General features: G+C 52.2%; 17 protein-coding genes. 3 read left to right on the top strand and 14 right to left on the bottom strand.

The annotated features are described in order from the left end of the window. Positions 1-239: 239 nt before the first annotated feature. Entirely contained in the window at positions 240-983 is a 744-nt protein-coding gene (locus WFJ73_RS27325) for an IclR family transcriptional regulator (protein ID WP_336776102.1), read from the bottom strand. Between the two features lie 237 nt (positions 984-1,220). Between WFJ73_RS27325 and WFJ73_RS27320 the strand changes: the two genes are divergently transcribed. Continuing rightward, positions 1,221-2,315: an alpha/beta hydrolase gene (locus tag WFJ73_RS27320; RefSeq protein ID WP_336776101.1), complete on the top strand. Its 1,095-nt coding sequence runs from the start codon at positions 1,221-1,223 to the stop codon at positions 2,313-2,315. A gap of 94 nt (positions 2,316-2,409) precedes the next feature. On the opposite strand, the gene folE is transcribed toward WFJ73_RS27320, so the two are convergent. From folE to WFJ73_RS27285, 7 genes are all read right to left on the bottom strand, one after another. Next, positions 2,410-3,000, bottom strand: coding sequence for a GTP cyclohydrolase I FolE (folE, locus tag WFJ73_RS27315; RefSeq protein WP_015842434.1), 591 nt, complete (start codon positions 2,998-3,000; stop codon positions 2,410-2,412). 39 nt (positions 3,001-3,039) lie between these two features. Next, on the bottom strand, positions 3,040-3,255 hold the full coding sequence (locus tag WFJ73_RS27310) for a YneF family protein (protein WP_015842433.1): 216 nt from the start codon (positions 3,253-3,255) through the stop codon (positions 3,040-3,042). A 110-nt stretch (positions 3,256-3,365) separates the two neighbouring features. Then, the gene (gene queG / locus WFJ73_RS27305; RefSeq protein WP_336776100.1) at positions 3,366-4,553 is read right to left on the bottom strand and encodes a tRNA epoxyqueuosine(34) reductase QueG; all 1,188 of its coding nucleotides are present in this window, start codon (positions 4,551-4,553) and stop codon (positions 3,366-3,368) included. A gap of 28 nt (positions 4,554-4,581) precedes the next feature. After that, positions 4,582-5,016, bottom strand: a complete 435-nt coding sequence (gene rnhA, locus WFJ73_RS27300) for a ribonuclease HI (protein WP_336776099.1) — start codon at positions 5,014-5,016, stop codon at positions 4,582-4,584. A gap of 43 nt (positions 5,017-5,059) precedes the next feature. Beyond that, on the bottom strand, positions 5,060-5,644 hold the full coding sequence (gene lepB / locus WFJ73_RS27295) for a signal peptidase I (protein ID WP_336776098.1): 585 nt from the start codon (positions 5,642-5,644) through the stop codon (positions 5,060-5,062). Between the two features lie 5 nt (positions 5,645-5,649). Next, positions 5,650-6,207: a DUF402 domain-containing protein gene (locus WFJ73_RS27290; RefSeq protein ID WP_116394082.1), complete on the bottom strand. Its 558-nt coding sequence runs from the start codon at positions 6,205-6,207 to the stop codon at positions 5,650-5,652. A gap of 170 nt (positions 6,208-6,377) precedes the next feature. Next, a complete protein-coding gene (locus WFJ73_RS27285; protein ID WP_015842428.1) occupies positions 6,378-6,800 on the bottom strand; it encodes a GNAT family N-acetyltransferase in 423 nt (140 codons plus the stop codon). Positions 6,801-7,155: 355 nt separating this feature from the next. On the opposite strand from WFJ73_RS27285, the gene WFJ73_RS27280 reads away from it, so the two are divergent. Then, the gene (locus WFJ73_RS27280; RefSeq protein WP_116394081.1) at positions 7,156-7,770 is read left to right on the top strand and encodes a superoxide dismutase; all 615 of its coding nucleotides are present in this window, start codon (positions 7,156-7,158) and stop codon (positions 7,768-7,770) included. A gap of 165 nt (positions 7,771-7,935) precedes the next feature. Further along, positions 7,936-8,670 (top strand): hypothetical protein, encoded by a 735-nt coding sequence (locus WFJ73_RS27275; protein ID WP_336776097.1) that lies wholly within the window; start codon positions 7,936-7,938, stop codon positions 8,668-8,670. A 673-nt stretch (positions 8,671-9,343) separates the two neighbouring features. On the opposite strand, the gene WFJ73_RS27270 is transcribed toward WFJ73_RS27275, so the two are convergent. The 6 genes from WFJ73_RS27270 to WFJ73_RS27245 all read right to left on the bottom strand — a co-directional run bounded on the left by WFJ73_RS27270 (position 9,344) and on the right by WFJ73_RS27245 (position 16,903). Next, positions 9,344-10,498, bottom strand: coding sequence for a S1C family serine protease (locus WFJ73_RS27270; RefSeq protein WP_336776096.1), 1,155 nt, complete (start codon positions 10,496-10,498; stop codon positions 9,344-9,346). Between the two features lie 11 nt (positions 10,499-10,509). After that, positions 10,510-11,760 (bottom strand): FxLYD domain-containing protein, encoded by a 1,251-nt coding sequence (locus tag WFJ73_RS27265; RefSeq protein ID WP_336776095.1) that lies wholly within the window; start codon positions 11,758-11,760, stop codon positions 10,510-10,512. Between the two features lie 175 nt (positions 11,761-11,935). Then, complete coding sequence (locus WFJ73_RS27260; RefSeq protein WP_336776094.1) at positions 11,936-12,709, bottom strand: ABC transporter ATP-binding protein; 774 nt, start codon at positions 12,707-12,709, stop codon at positions 11,936-11,938. After that, complete coding sequence (locus WFJ73_RS27255) at positions 12,699-13,679, bottom strand: FecCD family ABC transporter permease (RefSeq protein ID WP_336776093.1); 981 nt, start codon at positions 13,677-13,679, stop codon at positions 12,699-12,701. Before WFJ73_RS27255 ends, WFJ73_RS27260 begins: the two co-directional genes overlap by 11 nt. 4 nt (positions 13,680-13,683) lie before the next feature. Further along, positions 13,684-14,619: a heme ABC transporter substrate-binding protein IsdE gene (isdE, locus tag WFJ73_RS27250; protein ID WP_336776092.1), complete on the bottom strand. Its 936-nt coding sequence runs from the start codon at positions 14,617-14,619 to the stop codon at positions 13,684-13,686. Positions 14,620-14,686: 67 nt separating this feature from the next. Then, the gene (locus WFJ73_RS27245) at positions 14,687-16,903 is read right to left on the bottom strand and encodes an S-layer homology domain-containing protein (protein WP_336776091.1); all 2,217 of its coding nucleotides are present in this window, start codon (positions 16,901-16,903) and stop codon (positions 14,687-14,689) included. Between the last annotated feature and the right edge of the window lie 22 nt (positions 16,904-16,925).

Genomic DNA, 16,925 nt, shown 5'->3' with positions numbered 1-16,925 from the left:
CTGTGCTAAGTATCAGCATAGTCGCTTTTTCTTTCCTCTAAAAAAGGTTAATGGCAAGCGGAGCATTTTGAATGATTCTGGAGAAGCGTTAGCGTTCGCTTTTGTGAAGGGATTCCTACACAATTAAACCTAATTCCAAGGAATCCCTGAGCAATGGCGATCGGAAGAACATTCAAATGCGGAGTTTGCCACTTAACCAGAACCCCATTCAAATGCGGAGTTTGCCACTTTAACCTTACCTACTTGATCATTGTGCCCATACGCTTGGCGAATTCAATTAGGACCGTCGAATATTCGCGCATCGTCTCTATCGTTAGACGGCTGGATGGTCCGGACACGGACAACGCCGCGGCCACCTGCCCATGCCGATTGAAGATTGGCGCTGCCAATGCCGCTACCCCCGGCTCGCGTTCCTCGAAGCTGGTCGCGTAGCCCTGCTGCACGATTTCCTCCAGTTGCTGCTTGTACTGATCAAGGTCGATTGCCAGAAGCCAGGCCGGATCGCCAAAAATCTGCTCCTGCACAAAGCGGTCGGAATAAGCGATCAGCACTTTGCTGGATGCACCGGCATACAGCGGCAGCCTTGCGCCAACCGGCGCTACCCGGCGAACCGGCTGATTGCTCTGAACCGCCTGAATCCGCACGCGCTCCGATCCGTCGCGTACATATATACTAACCGTCTCTCCGAGCCGGTCGCGCAAGCGCTCCATCTCCGGCTGCCAGATGACGGATTGATCATCCGAGCTGGAGAGATGCGCCGACAGCTCCCACATCCGCATTCCGAGGTGATAACGCTCGGACGACGGATCCCGTTCTACGAAGCCACGGTCTTCCAGCGTTGCCAGCATGCGGTGGACGGTGCTTTTATGCAGGCCTACCTTTTCCGCGATTTCGGACATTGCCAGATCCGTTCCCTCCGTGAAACAGAGCAAAATATCCAGAGCCCGTTCTACCGCACGTACATTTGATTTGCCTTCTTCCATCCAGTCCGCCCTCCTTGATCCGCTTCAATTTTTTGTTTCGTACAATGAAACTTATTATCATCCAGTATACCTTAATTCAACGATAATGGTAAAGAAAAGATCTTTCATTACAGCCTGATTACAAATGCTTAACATTACATCGACATCAATTGACAGGCCTAACCCTACGGGTCTACGATAAAAGTACTAGATTTGTAATAGCGCTTACATAGTTAGTAGTGAGGGAGGGACGATGCGATGAGCACAACAATAATGACACCAATGCCGCTTGAAACCGGCTTTCCCCAAACGCTGCAGCCTTTTCCGCTTGATGGAGGACTGCAAAAGCAGCGCCCGCAGGCTAAGACGCGCAAACATTTCTTCATCGCGCTGGTTGCTTCGTTCACGGCGCTATGCCTGTTGCTTGTTCTCGTTTTCTACGGATATGTCGCCTGGATGCTGACTTATCCTTATGTAGCACCGCTCACTTCCAATCCGAAGGCCGCTGCCGGCCTCGATTATGAAGATATTTTATTTCCAAGCGCCAGCGGAAAAACAACCGTCAGCGGCTGGTATGTACCGGCCTCGGACAATGATTCCGACGCTGTTCTGGCAAGCTCCGCGGCGAAGTCGGAACGTACCGTTATTTTCAGCCACGGCTATGGCGCCAACCGTGAGGAAGACTGGGTACCGATGTATGATCTGACAAAGCTGCTTCACGGGCTTCACTATAATGTGGTGCTTTTCGACTACGGCTATGCCTCGCAGAAATACAAAGCGCCGGCTACAGCGGGGATTGAAGAATCGCAGCAGCTGCTCGCAGCCATCAACTTCGCCAAGTCCCGCGGAGCCCAAGAGATTGTCGTATGGGGCTTCTCGATGGGAGCTGGCACGGCTCTCCAAGCCGCGCTTCAGACGAAGGATATTGACGCGATGATTCTGGACAGCACCTTCCTGGCAACGGCCGATACGATGTTCCACAACGTGACGCAAATTCTGCCGCTTCCGAAGTTCCCGTCCAAGCAGTTGATCGAAATGCTGCTCCCAACCTGGTCGGGCACAAACCTGAAGCAGGTGCCGGTTGATCAAATATTAACGAAGTCCTTTGATATACCGCTTTACATTATGCATGGCACAAGCGATGCCAAAGCACCTTACCAGTTAGCCGAGCAAATAGCGGCGGATCAGACCAATCCGCTGTCCCGCTCCTGGATCGTACCGAGCGGCCAGCACGAAATGCTCTTCCGCGCTTCGCCAACCGAATACATCCAGCGCGCGGCCCTTTTCCTCGGTCAGGTTGATCAGCAGTTCCAGGAATCGCATACTGCCAAAGACAATACGCAAACCACTTAGCATACTGCCCTTATATGGATGACAAAAAAGCCACTGCAGCATCAAGCGATCTAATAAAGCTTGATGCCACGGTGGCCTTTTATTTTTAAATCTGCTATTGCTTGAGCAAAGACAGAAACTCCGAACGAAGCGCACTGTCCGAGAACACGCCGCGGACCGCCGACGTAACCGTCTTGCTGCCCGGCTTCTTCACGCCACGTGCGCACATGCACAGATGCTCGCCTTCAACGACAACCATCACGCCTTGCGGCTTCAGCACTTCCTGCATAATGTCCGCGATCTGCGTCGTAATCCGCTCCTGCACCTGCAGTCTTCTCGATACTGCTTCAACCAGTCTTGCAAGCTTGCTGAGACCGGCGATTTTGCCGCTTGGAATATATCCGATATGCGCTTTCCCGAAGAACGGCGCCATATGATGCTCGCATTGGCTGTAGTAGACAATGTCTTTGACAATAACAAGCTCTTCATGCCGCTCGTCAAACGTAACGCCCAGCACCTCGCGCGGATCTACCTCGTAGCCCGCGAAAATCTCTTCATACATCCGGGTAACGCGAGCTGGTGTCTCCAGCAGCCCTTCTCTTTCGACGTCTTCGCCAACCAGCTTCAAAATTTCTTTTATATGGTGCTCAATTTGATCCCGGTTGCGCGATACCGCCGAATTGACGTAGTCTTTCATTCCCGCCATTTCGAACCACCTCTCCGGCTACTACCAACTGACCGCACTTTATTTTCGTGGCATTTTCTGATTTTTCATCATTTGCTGTGCACGATTCATTTGCTGCTTGTTCAAGTTGTAGCCCATTTGTTTGGCCATTTTTTGAATCATTTCAGGGTCGCTCTGCATCTTCTCAAGCTGCTTGCGCAGGTAGAATACCCCGATAAAAAATCCGCCTGCAACCCCTACGATTAAAGTTACAATCGGAATAATGATGTTCCACATAATTACGAACTCACCCGGCCCTTTCTACTAATCCAGCCCATAGTCTATAATGACCCCTATAATAGCATGTAAATCAGGCATTCGCAAACGTCCCGCGGAAGTAATTTTTCCTAGCTTTCACGCGGGATCGAAGCTCCTTCCTCCGCTCTGCCTAGGTCAGCTTCCAGACTGGCAATCGCACGCTCCAAATAGACTCTGGCTTCCTCGTCCGACTCCTTAGGCAGCGCTTCTATCAAGGCTTCCATCGCTTCGTCGCCGCCGATCCGGGAGAGTGCCCAAGCAGCCGTTCCGCGCAGCACCGGACGCGTGTCGTCCTTCAGTACGCCAATCAAGTCCGGCACGGCGCTTTTCTCTTTGAAATTGCCAAGGCCGATAACCGCGTTGCGCTGAATCGGTTTCTTGCCGCGCCAGGCGGAAGAGGTATGGCCGTAACGCTCCTTGAATTCCCGGTTGCCGATCGTCAGCAGCGGGACGAGCAGCGGCTTGACCAGCTCTGGATCCGGCTGAAGCTCCGGCTGATGGGTCCAGTTCTTGCCCCGGTTCACCGGGCAGACGGTCTGGCACGTATCGCAGCCATACAGCCGGTTGCCGATCTTGCGCATGTATTCATCGGAGATAAAGCCTTTGGTTTGCGTAATAAACGAGATGCACTTATTCGAGTCCAGCTGTCCAGGACCAACCAGCGCGTCCGTCGGGCATGCGTCGATGCATTTGGTGCATTCCCCGCAGCCCTCCGTCACCGGCATGTCCGGCTCAAACGGGATATTGGTGATCATCTCGCCGAGGTAAATCCAGGAGCCCAGGTCCTCGCTTAAGATCGAGCAGTTCTTCGCGCTCCAGCCGATTCCGGCACGCTCGGCAACCGCCCGGTCCGATAAAGCCCCCGTATCGACCATGCTCTCGAACCGAGCTTCAGGTACGCGTTCCAGAAGCCAGGCCTCCAGCTTAGCCATCCGGTCCCGCAGCACCTTATGATAATCTTCGCCCCAAGCGGAGCGCGATAAAATACCGCGCCGGGCGCCGGGCTCCGACTTCGGCGGATTAGGCAGCTTCGCCGGATAAGCCACGGCAATCGCGATAATCGACTGCGGATTATCAAACAGCAAAGCCGGATTGGTCCGCTTGTCCAAATCCGGCTCCTCGAAGCCCGACTCGCGGCCTAACTCGCGATGCCGGATCAGTCTTGTTTTCAGCTCGGTAAACGGATCGGCGGAAGCAAAGCCAATCTTGTCGATGCCAAGGCTTGCCGCCGCTTCGCGTAATTCTTCTCTTAATGATATCCAACGGCTGCCGCCCATTAGCACCTGGCTCCCTTCCTTTTAAAATTTACAACCGTTTAATCGCTTCGCGGGCAAGCTCGTCGCAGCGGTTATTCCACTCATTGTCGCTATGCCCTTTTACTTTGATGTATTCCACCTGATGGCGCTTCATCAGATCCCATAAGATTTTCCACAGATCCTGATTTTCCACCGGCTCCTTCTTGCTGTTCTTCCAGCCGTTGCGCAGCCAGCCGTGAATCCAGCCCTTCTGGAAACAGTTCACGACGCAAGCGGAATCGCTGTATATCTTTGCTTTGCACGGCTCCTTCAGAAGGCTCAGCGCTTCAATGACCGCCTGAATCTCCATACGGTTGTTCGTCGAATGCTTCTCGCCCCCGGAAAGCTCTTTACGGTGAGCACCGTAGAACAGAACGGCTCCCCAGCCGCCCGGCCCCGGATTCCCCGAGCAGGCGCCGTCCGTATAAATCGTTACTTCCTTCATTCGTCCATCTCCTACAAAGAAAATTGCGGAGCATTCTATAAGGCTATAACACCTTCACCTGCTTGAACGGCCATAAAATAATATCCGCTCTGCCGTGAATCATGGAACGCGGTACGGTGCCAAAAATCCGGCTGTCCTTGCTGGCTCTCGCATGGCGGTTGTCCCCCATGACGAAATATTGCCCCTTCGGAACAATGACCGGCATAAAATCCAGATCCTCGATTTCGACATCGGTATAGGCTTCCGATACCTTTTCTCCGTTACGGTAGAGCTGTTTATTGTAAATTTCGATACGGTCGCCCGCTACGCCAACGACACGCTTCACCAGATAGTCTTTTTCGGTGCCGTATGCGGAAGGGTCCTCGAGAATAACGACATCTCCCAGCTTGGGATTGCCAATCAGATAAGCGGCCTTATTCACGAACAGCCACTCCCGGTCCCGAAGCGTCGGCTCCATGGAATGCCCTTCGACTGTCGAGAGATTAAAGACAAACAGATGCAGCACCATCACGATCAGAAAAGAAATCGTAATGGTCTTCGCCCACTCCAGCACTTCCTTGAACCAATGAGGCTTCTCATGAGCCTCCCGCGGGGCGGTTTCATTCAGATCAGAAGGGGATACACTCATGCAGCCTACCCCTCGCTTTCCCCACATGTGCTATGCCAGTCTGCATAGTAGCTTTGGACAATATCATCCTGGAAAGGCACCGCTCCCTCGTCCATTCGTTTGAGAAGAGCTGCCAGTCCTTGCTGAACCTTGTCCTCCACCATCTGCGGATAATGATAAGCCAGCTTGTGCATCTGGTACTCGTCCTGATCCACGACATAGCGGTTGCCTTCGGTCGTGCGGATCACATCCAGATCATAATCGATATAAGTAAGCACGTCCCCCTGCAAATAAGGAGGAGATGCGATATTGCAATAGTAACGAATGCCGCTGTCTTCCAGCAGCGCTACGACATTAAACCATTCACCCGGAATAAAGAACGATACTGCCGGCACGCGGCTGATCCATTGCTTGCCGTCGGATTCCACTATAGGCGTCTGACGATTTATAAGCACAATGATTTGGTTATCCCTGTGCACCGGCGCAAGCCGTTCTGCCGGCACAAGGTAGTTGCGCTGCCATGTTCGGTGAATATGACCGTCGTGCTTGAAGCTTTTGATAACACAGTGCCGATAAATGTCCATGACGCCTCTCCTTACTTATTGTGAAACGGGCCAGGGCGGCATCAAGCGCCCCATTCGTATGTTCCAAACAATAGTCCTTTTAAATAGAAAAGCATATCTGACCGCCAAAAGCAATGGCGATGCAGATATGCCCTGCACAATATGGCTGTTAGGCTGAATTTGGAAGCCGTTTAGCCTGCTACAATACTTAATTTCTGGAATGAACGGAAAAAGTCGTTCGAAGCATATCCCATCGCTTCGTATAACGGCAACACCGGTTCATTATGCTCATCGGCGGTAATTAATATTTTGGAAACGTTGCGCTGCTCGAAGCGCTGCCGCAAAGCTTGTATAAGCGCCTTGCCAATTCCTTGGCGACGATACTCTGTATGAACAGCGATACGATAGTAATAACCCTTGTTATTATCAATCGTGCCGATGATCATACCTACAATTTCCGACTCTTCGACAGCGACAAGTACAAGCTCACTGTCCCATGACAATTGACGCGCAAAAGCTTCCATCGTTTGTTCGTAACACTCTTCGGACAATACTTCCTCAAGGAGTGTAGTTACCGGTCTGTAGTCAGACAGCTGGAAGGAACGAACGTTCATTAATTATACACCTTCTATACATTGTCATAGTGCTGCATTAATATATTTTACGACATTTTATAACGAAATCCTCTTTTTGTCTTAAAAATAACTTAAAAATTTTAAAGAAATTTGCTAAATTACGTTGAAAACGCTTTATTTTAAGCGCTTACATGTATTTATTAGCCGTTTACTCTGGATTCGGCTCGTTTTCTAACGTTTTTGCATATTTCCGTGACTCTCGTGACATTCTACAACTCGTACGACTTTGTCCGTCACCATTCGACTTTCGCAACATTAATGTTGATTTATGTACTCGGATAAGGGATAATATGAGAAGAGTTTTACATAACCTATTTATGGGAGGCTGTTAATCATGGCTCATCAATTACCTGCTTTGCCTTACGCTAAAGACGCTCTTGAACCGCATATCGACGCGCTGACAATGGAAATCCACCACGGCCGTCACCACAACACTTACGTGACTAACCTGAATGCTGCTCTGGAACAAGCTCCTGAGCTGCAAGACAAGTCCTTGGAAGAACTGCTGGCTAACAACCTGGCAATCGTTCCGGACGCAATCAAAACGGCTGTACGCAACAACGGCGGCGGTCATGCAAACCACTCCCTGTTCTGGGAAGTTATCGGCCCTAACGGCGGCGGCGCTCCAACTGGCGCACTTGCTGCGGCAATCGACAGCGAACTGGGCGGCTTCGACGCGTTCAAAGCTGAATTCGCGAAAGCAGCTACAACTCGCTTCGGCAGCGGCTGGGCTTGGCTCTCCGTTAAAGACGGCAAGCTGAAAGTATCGAGCCTGCCTAACCAAGACAGCCCGATCTTCGAAGGCGAAACGCCTATCCTTGGTCTGGACGTTTGGGAGCATGCTTACTACCTGAACTACCAAAACAAACGCCCTGACTATATTGCAGCGTTCTGGAACGTTGTAAACTGGGCTGAAGTTGGCAAACGTTACGAAGCAGCTGTTAAATAAGCAGTTGCTTGAATACAACAAGGCTGTCCCTTTGGGGCAGCCTTGTTTATTTTTCTCGAAAAATGTCCCGTAGCTGCTGCTTCGTGCACACGGATAGGCATCCGCCGCATAAGATGGATCAGGATGATTGCCTAATCTGTCATACGAAGGAGTCTGACAAAACGCATGAGCAGCTATACTTATAAGTATATCGAAGGGAAAGGCAACAATACCGTTGTGAGCAACTGCGGCTGCGGGGGCACGCGGACGTTAATGCCCGGACCGCCTCCGCCACCTCCTGGCCCAGGTCCAGGGCCGGGGCCAGGACCTGGGCCGGGACCTGGGCCGGGACCGTTCCCACCAGGACCGGGGCCGTTTCCGCCAGGGCCGGGGCCGTTTCCGCCAGGGCCGGGACCGTTTCCGCCAGGACCGGGACCATTTCCGCCAGGGCCGGGACCGTTCCCGCCAGGACCAGGGCCGTTTCCACCGTTTTTCCCGCCGTTCTTCCCGCCTTTCCCTCCTCAGCCCGGTCCGGCATATGTCACTGTTGTCATTAATGGCGGACGTTTCTTTCCGAACGTAACGAACGCTTACCGCGTACCGTTCTGGCCTGGAATGAGCATTCGCGATTCGCTTGCTCAAACCGGCGTTGTACGCTTCTCGTTTAACGGCCAGATTGCTTCGGTAAGCGGAATCCCGATCGGCGGGCCAATTCAGTGCATTCTCCGCTTGAATGGCCGCGTTATACCGCAAACGTTGTTGACATTCCCGGTACAACGCTTTGATACGGTGGCAATCGAGTTGATCTTCACTGCAACCGGAAGATCAGACGAAGAGGATGAACTGCCGCAGGAGCTGACGGACATTGCCCATCTGAACGTTGCGGAACACTTCGCCACCTATGATCCGGAAGAGGTATAAAGATTTATCCGAGCTGCAAGGCTTAATACGGCCTTGCAGCTTTCTTTTTTGGGCGATTTCATGCCCTCCTTGCCCTGAAAGGCGGATTTCCGCCTTTCAAGCATCTGCATACCCCCTTATAGGCGCCGCTTACCCGCCGAAAGGCTTTTTCCAGCCTTTCCGCTCTACAATCTTGCCGATCAGCCCTCTGAGAGGCGGCTATTCTCCTTTCGAGATCATGCTTTCGCCGCACAACTCGGCGTGCTTAGATGCACGTTGCACGAAATGCAGCATATACAGCCAATAAGACAGGGCTGAGCGTAATATGCTGCACATAGTACACTATATTTCTTCAAATTGAGGTAATATAGCTGCCCCCAAGCCAGATACCCTGCACTTCGTGCAGGATTTTCCGTATCATGTCACCCTAAGACTCCGGTATGATGCATAAAGTGCAACGTGGTGGATCAAGTTCTTTAACTAACGTGTTAGCGCTGACATCTCAGAAATCGCCATCGCAAAATGCGGTGCTCAGTCTCACGTCGGCGGTCAAGCCTCATCGCGAGCCGGAAGACACGTTTGGTTCGGAAGCTGGAACTCTAACGCTAGTAAGCAAGCGAGTCGCACCTCTTTATAGGGCATACAAAAAGGCCGCGAGCCTCTGCCCGCGGCCTTTCCTTCAACCCGTTCTACCTCATTTAGCCTTGGCAGGCTTATCTTGCTCTTCACCTTGCTTAATGACTTTGCCCTTGCCGCTGATCAGCTTGAGCTGATCGTTCTCGTAGCCCACGTCGTAGGTCACCTGATACTTGCTGAGCCGGTATTCCCCGTCCACCCGTTCATCAACCGAGATAATTGCCGTTACAATCGCCTCGTCACTGCTTTCCTTCGTGACGTGGATGTTGTCGATCACCACGTTCCGGGTCATCATGTAACCTTGACGGAATACCTCATAGCTGGTACCAAGCTTCCAGTTGCCGCCAAGCAGGGAATAAGCGTAAACGTAGTCGGCATTATTTAGACTATCGTAAAAGTGCGTAACCAAATATTCCGCATACTCGGTAATCGATGCATCCTTCTTCACGTTGCCGTCATCCTCGGCCGGCTTCCATTCCGGCAAGGTCTTCATCGGATGCTCCGACCATGCCTCGGCCATGTCCAGCACGTTTACGATGGGTATGCTGAAGCCAATCGAGCTTTGCTCGATACCGGCAGAGTTGATGCCCAGAACTTCGCCGGTCTTCTTGTCGACCAGCGGCCCGCCGCTGTTGCCCGGAGCAATAGGCGCAGAAATCTGGTATAGATCGTTATACGTGTAAGGCTTGATCTCGAAGCTCCGGCCTACGCCGCTGACAATGCCGGTTGTAACGGTATTCTGGAAGCCAAGCGGACTACCGATCGCGATAACCTCGTCGCCAATCTCCGCCTTTTCCTTGCGCACCATCGACAGCGGTTCTACTCCCGCTAGTCCGGCAACCCGCACAACCGCAACGTCGGTCTCCGTACTGATACCGATGACATCTCCTTCGAGCTCGCGCGCATCGGCCGTTTTTACCGTTACCTTGCTCGCACCGGCAACCACATGGGCATTCGTAATCAGGTCGCCTTTATCGTTATAGACGAAACCCGAGCCTTGCGTTCCGTCCTCCGTTTCGATCATGACAACCAGCTTTTGCGTTGCGTAAATAATATCCTTTAACGACTTAGGCGCACCAGCGTTAGCATCAGCGAGTAAAGGCAGGCCGCTTAGCTGCTTCGGCACCTCCGCATGTATATACGCAGCGGTGCCCGCTCCCGCGCAGAGCACCGCCACAGAAGCGATGAGACTAATCCATGTTCCTTTTTTCATGACTAATTCCCCTAATCCAAATACCAAGTCATATGATCGATAGCCACTGTTGCATTCTCATCCTGCACATGATGAACAACAAAGGAGAAGCTGAACGTCTCGCCCGCCTCAATATAAGACGGGGTTGCATCCACCTTGCCCGTTGTAATCACTTTTCCTTCCGAATCATGAACCGTATATTCAATAACCACGGAGTAAATCGGCCGGGTTGCTGCGTTGAGCAGTTCCCCCTTCACGTTAAAATCGCCGAAAAGATCAAGCTGCGCATCGATATGCTTCACCTTAACCGCTGCCGTCTGATTGATCAGATCCTCTTCCGCCGCCTTTTGCATCGCCTGCTCAATCCGCTGCTGCTCCGCGTCTTCGAAGTTTTTCTTCTCTGCTACAATCCGGTCGTACAGCTTAGCCAGCTTATCGTTGTCGGGCGCGTAGATGAGTCCTTTTTGCGCTGCCGTAATAGCCGCCGAGAAGTTCTTTTTCTTCCGCATCGCGTCGGCCTCTTCATAGCTGATATCCGCAATCTTCGCTTCAATCTTATGACGCAGCGCAAGCGCCTCATCGCCGGACAAGCCCTTCACCTGGTTATACTCCCCCGCAAGATCGTCAATACCGGTCATGCTCTCGTACTCCGCCGATACTTGAAGCACTGTTACCTTCGTCGACATTGCGTCAACCTGATCCCGCACTCTGCCGAAAATCGGCTCTTCCCGTCCGCGCAGCTTCGACTTCACCTGCTCCAGCTGGATAGATGCTTCACCTAGATCCTGGTCGTCCAGACGCTGCTGAATTTCCGTCAACGTACGGTCAAGCGATAATGCTTCCTCCACGACCTTCAAATCCGCCTGTACCGGCTTAAAATCCGGACGAGCATCCGCCGCTTTGTTCAGTTGCCGGAATGCCTCTTCGTATTTACCCGCCAATGCCTCCTGTCTGGCAGCATTCTGCCAATCCAGGACACGGTTATTTAATCTACTTTCATATAAATAATAAGACAACAGCACCGCTGCAATGCCAACGAGTACAATGACGGGGATCAATCCAATGAACAAATTGCCCCGGCCAGTCTGCTTTAACGGCAGTTGCGACGTTTCCAATGCTGAGCTTGCCTGGTCCTTTGCTGTATCCCATTCTACCAACGCTGCCGCCTGATCCTCTGTTCCTTGCTGCAAATTCCGCTCTGGCTCCAGCAGCCTGCCGCATCTGCTGCAGTATACGGCATCCGCATCATGCTCCCTAACGCAATGATGGCAATACAATTTCATTCTCCTCCAACTTGAGTGTTCATCTCTTTATATCTCTTATCTATTCTATATGAAAAAATAAATGATCTCCATTTTTCCTTTACGGAAAATAAAAAAAGTTTCTCCAACCCTTTCCAATTTTTACGTCAAAAAAGCCGAACCCCGCTTCAGCAGGATCCGGCACATCGTAAATCGCCTATTTTACTCCAATCGGCACCATATACATTCCCGTTCGTTCATCGCAGCGGATGGCAACCTCGATGCCGTAAATCTCCTTCATCGTATGCTCCGTCACCACAAATTCGGGAGGTCCCTGAAGCAGCAGCTTCCCTTCCTTCATGACAAGCAAACGGTCGCTGTAGCGGATCGCCTGATTCAGATCATGCAGCACCATGACGATCGTCAGACCATGCTCGACATTCAGCCTGCGGATAAGCTCCAGCAGCTCATATTGATAGAACATATCCAGAAAGGTCGTTGGTTCATCCAAAAACAAGATTGGCGTACGCTGCGCCAGCGCCATCGCGATCCATACGCGCTGCCGCTCACCGCCCGACATCTCTTTCAAGCGCTGCTTCCGCCTCTCGGACAAACCCGTCAGCTCCATTGCCCACTCAATGGCGGCATCGTCCTCTTCTCCGCCGGGCATCCACATCTTGCGGTGAGGCAGCCTTCCGAAGGCAACAAGCTTCTCCACCGTGATATCCGAAGGGGCTTCATTCTGCTGGTGGACGACCGCCAGCTTGCGGGCAAGCTCTCGCGGCTTGTACGCCGGGATCGCTTTGCCGTCAAGCACCGCTTCGCCGCTTTGCGGCAGGTAGTGCCGCGACAATACGCCAAGTAAGGTGGACTTGCCGCTGCCGTTTGGACCGATTATGGTTGTGATTTTCCCTTGCTCGATCGAGGCGGTCACCTCATGAAGCGTATGGGACTTCTCGTTATAAGCAAACGTCACCCGATTAAGCTCCAAATTCGCGTCCTCCTTTTCTCAGCATAAAGACAAGAAACGGTCCGCCAATAACGGTCATAATAATCGATGCGGGAATTTCGGTAGGCGCCAGGACCGTGCGTCCAATCGTATCCGCGGATAAAATAAGCAGCGCTCCGGCCAGTGCCGAGAAAGGGATAAGCGCTTTATGGTCGGAACCGATAAGCAGCCTGGATATATGCGGAATCAGCAGGCCTACGAACAGGATCAGTCCGCCAACCGCGGTAGCCACCGAAGCAAGCAGGACCGCAATAACGGAAATCACAATCCGAGCGCGCGCCACGTTCAGCCCAAGGCTGCCCGCCGTCTTATCCTGGAGCGCCAGAATATTGCACCATGGAATGACCAGCAGGGAAAGCAGCAGGCCAACGGAGCCGTAAAGACCAAGCACCTGAACATCTGTCCACGTTTTCATCGTAAAAATCGAGCTGATCGCCTGGTTCACCGACGTCACCGCGTAACTGCCCCGGTAGTTGAAGGACTGCCCCAGCCCCGTGAAGGTTGCGTTAATCGCGACACCCACCAGCAGAGTTCTCATCGGGTTAAGTCCGGATTTCCAGGACAACGAATACACGAGCAGGAAAGCAAATACGCCGCCGGCAATCGAAAAAATCGGCATCCAGAAAAACATCGCCGGAAAGATGGTCACCATCAGCACGGACACAAAGCCGGCGCCGGATGAAATCCCGATGACCCCCGCGTCCGCCAGCGGATTGCGCATGACAGCCTGAAGAAGCGCGCCCGACACCGCAAGCGCTGCCCCGCTGAGCATGGAGACAATAATACGGGGCAGCCGCAAATCGCGGACAACCGCCACTTCTTCGTTGTTTCCGTTTAATAATCCGTCTATAAGCTCAATAAATCCGACCTTAATGCTGCCCGTTGTCATCGACCAGAAGGTAACGCCAAGCAGCAGCAAGAGGATAACGGCAAAGCTGATTGTTTTTCTCATCGCGTTACGCAGCATCCTTCGCTTCGGGATACAACATCGGAACAAGCGACTTCAGCGCTTCGGCCGCGGCCAGATTAGCCGTTGTGCCAAACAGCTCTTCCGGAAGATCGTAGACCCGTCCGTTCTTCACCGCGTTAAAATGCTTCCAGATATCGTTCTTCTTGAACTCTTCGTCAAACATCTTGATCACCTCATCCGGCATCCCGTGAGCGGCACGCAAAATAATGTCCGGATTGGCCTTCTGCAAATATTCGGTGTTGGAAGCCAGATACTCCACCTTCGCGCCGCTCGCGATGTTCACGCCGCCTGCCAGCAGCGCAAGGTTGCCGATATAGGATTTTTCCGTCGCCACGAGATAGCTGCCGGGAACGCCTAGCAGAATGAGCACGGTAGGCTTTGTTTTTCCTTCCGTCGTTTTGCTGATCTCGGCAATCCGTTCATCGATTTGAATCACGATCTTAGCGGCCTGCTCCGTGCGGTCATACTTCTGCCCCAAACTCTTGATCGCCTCTTCCATACTCGCGAGACTCGTCAAGTCGAGAAAGGTTGCGTTAATCTTGGCCGCTTCAAACGTTGGCTCCAAATCCACCTTCAAGGTCGTAACCGATAATACCTCGGTAGGCCTGAGCGACTTCACCAGCTCCATATCCGGGCTCATGGGGTTCCCGACCTCCTTAACCTCCTCGTAACGATCCGGCAGCGTCTTCACGCTGGTCGGAATGCCTACAAGGTCAAGCTCAAGCGCATCCATGATTTGAGTAACGGCTACGGTAGTGGATACGATACGCGGCTCTTCCTTCGCGGCTTCCGTTGCCGCGGGCTTGCTTGCATTTGCGGCGGTGGATTCCGGCTCCCGTGCCGGTTTGCCGCCCGAGGAACAAGCAGCCAAGGCGCTTATGGATAGAGTAACGACCAGCATTTTCGCCAATCTGGCAAACATCTTATCTCTCCTTTCCGGAAAACAAGGCAGAGGACGTCCGGTCTGCCGGACATCCCCTTGCGTGCTTTTATTTCGCTGCTGCTTGCTGCGCTGCTTGTGCCGCCGCAAAATCCAGAGCGCGAAGGATCAAAGTCAGAGCCTCGGCGCGTGTTGCATTAGCAGTCGGATCAAACTTGTTATTGCCTTTGCCTTGGAAAAGGCCGTATTTCATTGCCGTAGCTACGGCTGCTTTCGCGTATTCCGGTACGCTGTTTGCATCCGCAAAGGTAAGCGATGCTGTCGGCTCAAGCGGCAGGCCTAATGCTTTTACAACCATAACGGCAATCTCGGTACGCGAAATCTCTTGCGCCGGACGGAACGACTCATCGGCATAACCGCTGATGATGCCCGATGCCGCCGCCTGTTCGACAAACGGCTTCGCCCATGCCGGAATGGAGGTCAGATCGCTGAAGTTAACGGTTGTGCCGTCTACAGGCGCTTTAAGCTTCAGGGCACGGCTGATCATCGCCGTAAACTCGGCGCGGTTAATAACGCCGTCCGGTTTGAATGTACCGTCGCTATAACCGTTTACGATACCAAGCTGGACGGCGCGTTTGATCGACTCGTTCGCCCAATGCTTTTCAACATCCTTGAAGGTTGCGGAAGGTTGTTCGGTCGAAGGACCCGTTGTTTCTTCCTCTTCATCAGGAGTGGACGGGATCGACGGATTACCCATCCAACCCGGCTCGGTGTAAGCGAAATAGCTGCCGAACTTGATTTGAACGTTATACTCTTCGTGATAATTAACAGCATCCCAGTCGATTTTGACCCAGCCGTTTACCATCTGGGACAGGTCGCTAACCGTAAACTTCACATCGCGAGTGTTTTTCTCGGCATTGGAAGAAACTGTGGTTGGCGCCACGCCGTTAACCTTGAAGCCCGTAATCTCTTTGCTTTGCGTTAAGCGAAGGGTTACGGAATAGACGCCGTTATTCGCAACCAGCGTAGCCGGATGAACGGTATAACCGTCCATAACCGACGCTTGGGTCGTTCCTTCTTTCAAAATCGTGAAGTTCAGGCTGTACGTACCGTTCGGGATCTGGTTAGGATCAACCGGAGCAGTACCGCCGCCCGTCGCGTTGGCAACAGCAGTTGTGAGAGCTTGCAATTGTGCAAGAAGCTCCGCTTCGCGGGAAAGCAAATGATCAACCTCGGCAGCGGCAGCGATCGCTTGCGTTAGTTGAGTGCTCTTATTCGCGATCGCGTTAGCTTCGGCAAGCATCGCTTTCAGCGCCGCTCTCGTTTCAGCCTTCGCATCCTGATTGATAACGATATACATCGGGTGGTTGCCTTGTGTTGGGCCGGCCTGATAAATGATCTTACCAACGATTGGATCGGTGAAGCTTGCAATCGTATAATCATAGACATGACCGATAACCGCGTTTTCCGCATTGTAAATCGAAGACACCTCGATAGGCGTAACGCCATCGATGACAAGCTGCAGATTGATGCCGGCGCTCAAAACGCTTACGCGCAAATACTTTTGGCCATCAAGCTCATACGTTTTGGCGTCATAGTAATTGGTTCCCACCGTCGCATCGTAAGATACGGTTTTGTCTGTCAATTTCACGTAGTTTAGCGTAACGGCGGCAGGCTGTACCGCTTCTCGAGCAATAGCGGTTGTAAGAGCTTGTAATTGAGCAAGAAGCTCCGCTTCGCGGGAAAGCAAATGATCAACCTCGGCAGCGGCAGCGATCGCTTGCGTTAGTTGAGTGCTCTTATTCGCGATAGCGTTAGCTTCCGTAAGCTTCGCTTTTAACGCCGCTCTCGTTTCAGCCTTTGCATCCTGATTGATAAGGATATACATAGGGTGGTTGCCTTGCTGCGGGCCAGCCTGGTAAGTGATCTTACCAACGATTGGATCGGTAAAGCTTGCAATCGCATAATCGTAGACATGACCGATAACGGCGTTTTCCGCATTGTAAATCGAAGACACCTCGATAGGCGTTACGCCATCGATGACAAGCTGCAGATTAATGCCGGTGCTCAAAACGCTTACGCGCAAATACTTTTGGCCATCAAGCTCATACGTTTTAGCGTCATAGTAATTGGTTCCGACCGTCGCATCGTAAGATACGGTTTTATCCGAGAGTTTTACGTAATTTAGAGTAACATCGGTAAACTGTACATCCTCAGCCGCATAAGCAGCTTTAGAAAAACCTGAAAATAAGGCCAGAACTAATGCGATAATCATCATTATGGATATCTTTTGTTTACTTTTCTTTTGCAGAACACTCTTCAACATTTCCGACAACCTCTCCTTAAGT

This window comes from Paenibacillus sp. MMO-58, from assembly GCF_037146255.1.
GTDB lineage: Bacteria > Bacillota > Bacilli > Paenibacillales > Paenibacillaceae > Pristimantibacillus.
The sequence above is the reverse complement of the archived record's forward strand: the minus strand, read 5'-3'. Positions and strand labels throughout refer to the sequence as shown.

Coding starts and splice junctions, on each gene's coding strand:
- WFJ73_RS27325 (WP_336776102.1), bottom strand. CDS start 983: ATGGAAGAAGGCAAATCAAATGTACGTGCGGTAGAACGGGCTCTGGAT.
- WFJ73_RS27320 (WP_336776101.1), top strand. CDS start 1,221: ATGAGCACAACAATAATGACACCAATGCCGCTTGAAACCGGCTTTCCC.
- folE (WP_015842434.1), bottom strand. CDS start 3,000: ATGGCGGGAATGAAAGACTACGTCAATTCGGCGGTATCGCGCAACCGG.
- WFJ73_RS27310 (WP_015842433.1), bottom strand. CDS start 3,255: ATGTGGAACATCATTATTCCGATTGTAACTTTAATCGTAGGGGTTGCA.
- queG (WP_336776100.1), bottom strand. CDS start 4,553: ATGGGCGGCAGCCGTTGGATATCATTAAGAGAAGAATTACGCGAAGCG.
- rnhA (WP_336776099.1), bottom strand. CDS start 5,016: ATGAAGGAAGTAACGATTTATACGGACGGCGCCTGCTCGGGGAATCCG.
- lepB (WP_336776098.1), bottom strand. CDS start 5,644: ATGAGTGTATCCCCTTCTGATCTGAATGAAACCGCCCCGCGGGAGGCT.
- WFJ73_RS27290 (WP_116394082.1), bottom strand. CDS start 6,207: ATGGACATTTATCGGCACTGTGTTATCAAAAGCTTCAAGCACGACGGT.
- WFJ73_RS27285 (WP_015842428.1), bottom strand. CDS start 6,800: ATGAACGTTCGTTCCTTCCAGCTGTCTGACTACAGACCGGTAACTACA.
- WFJ73_RS27280 (WP_116394081.1), top strand. CDS start 7,156: ATGGCTCATCAATTACCTGCTTTGCCTTACGCTAAAGACGCTCTTGAA.
- WFJ73_RS27275 (WP_336776097.1), top strand. CDS start 7,936: ATGAGCAGCTATACTTATAAGTATATCGAAGGGAAAGGCAACAATACC.
- WFJ73_RS27270 (WP_336776096.1), bottom strand. CDS start 10,498: ATGAAAAAAGGAACATGGATTAGTCTCATCGCTTCTGTGGCGGTGCTC.
- WFJ73_RS27265 (WP_336776095.1), bottom strand. CDS start 11,760: ATGAAATTGTATTGCCATCATTGCGTTAGGGAGCATGATGCGGATGCC.
- WFJ73_RS27255 (WP_336776093.1), bottom strand. CDS start 13,679: ATGAGAAAAACAATCAGCTTTGCCGTTATCCTCTTGCTGCTGCTTGGC.
- isdE (WP_336776092.1), bottom strand. CDS start 14,619: ATGTTTGCCAGATTGGCGAAAATGCTGGTCGTTACTCTATCCATAAGC.
- WFJ73_RS27245 (WP_336776091.1), bottom strand. CDS start 16,903: ATGTTGAAGAGTGTTCTGCAAAAGAAAAGTAAACAAAAGATATCCATA.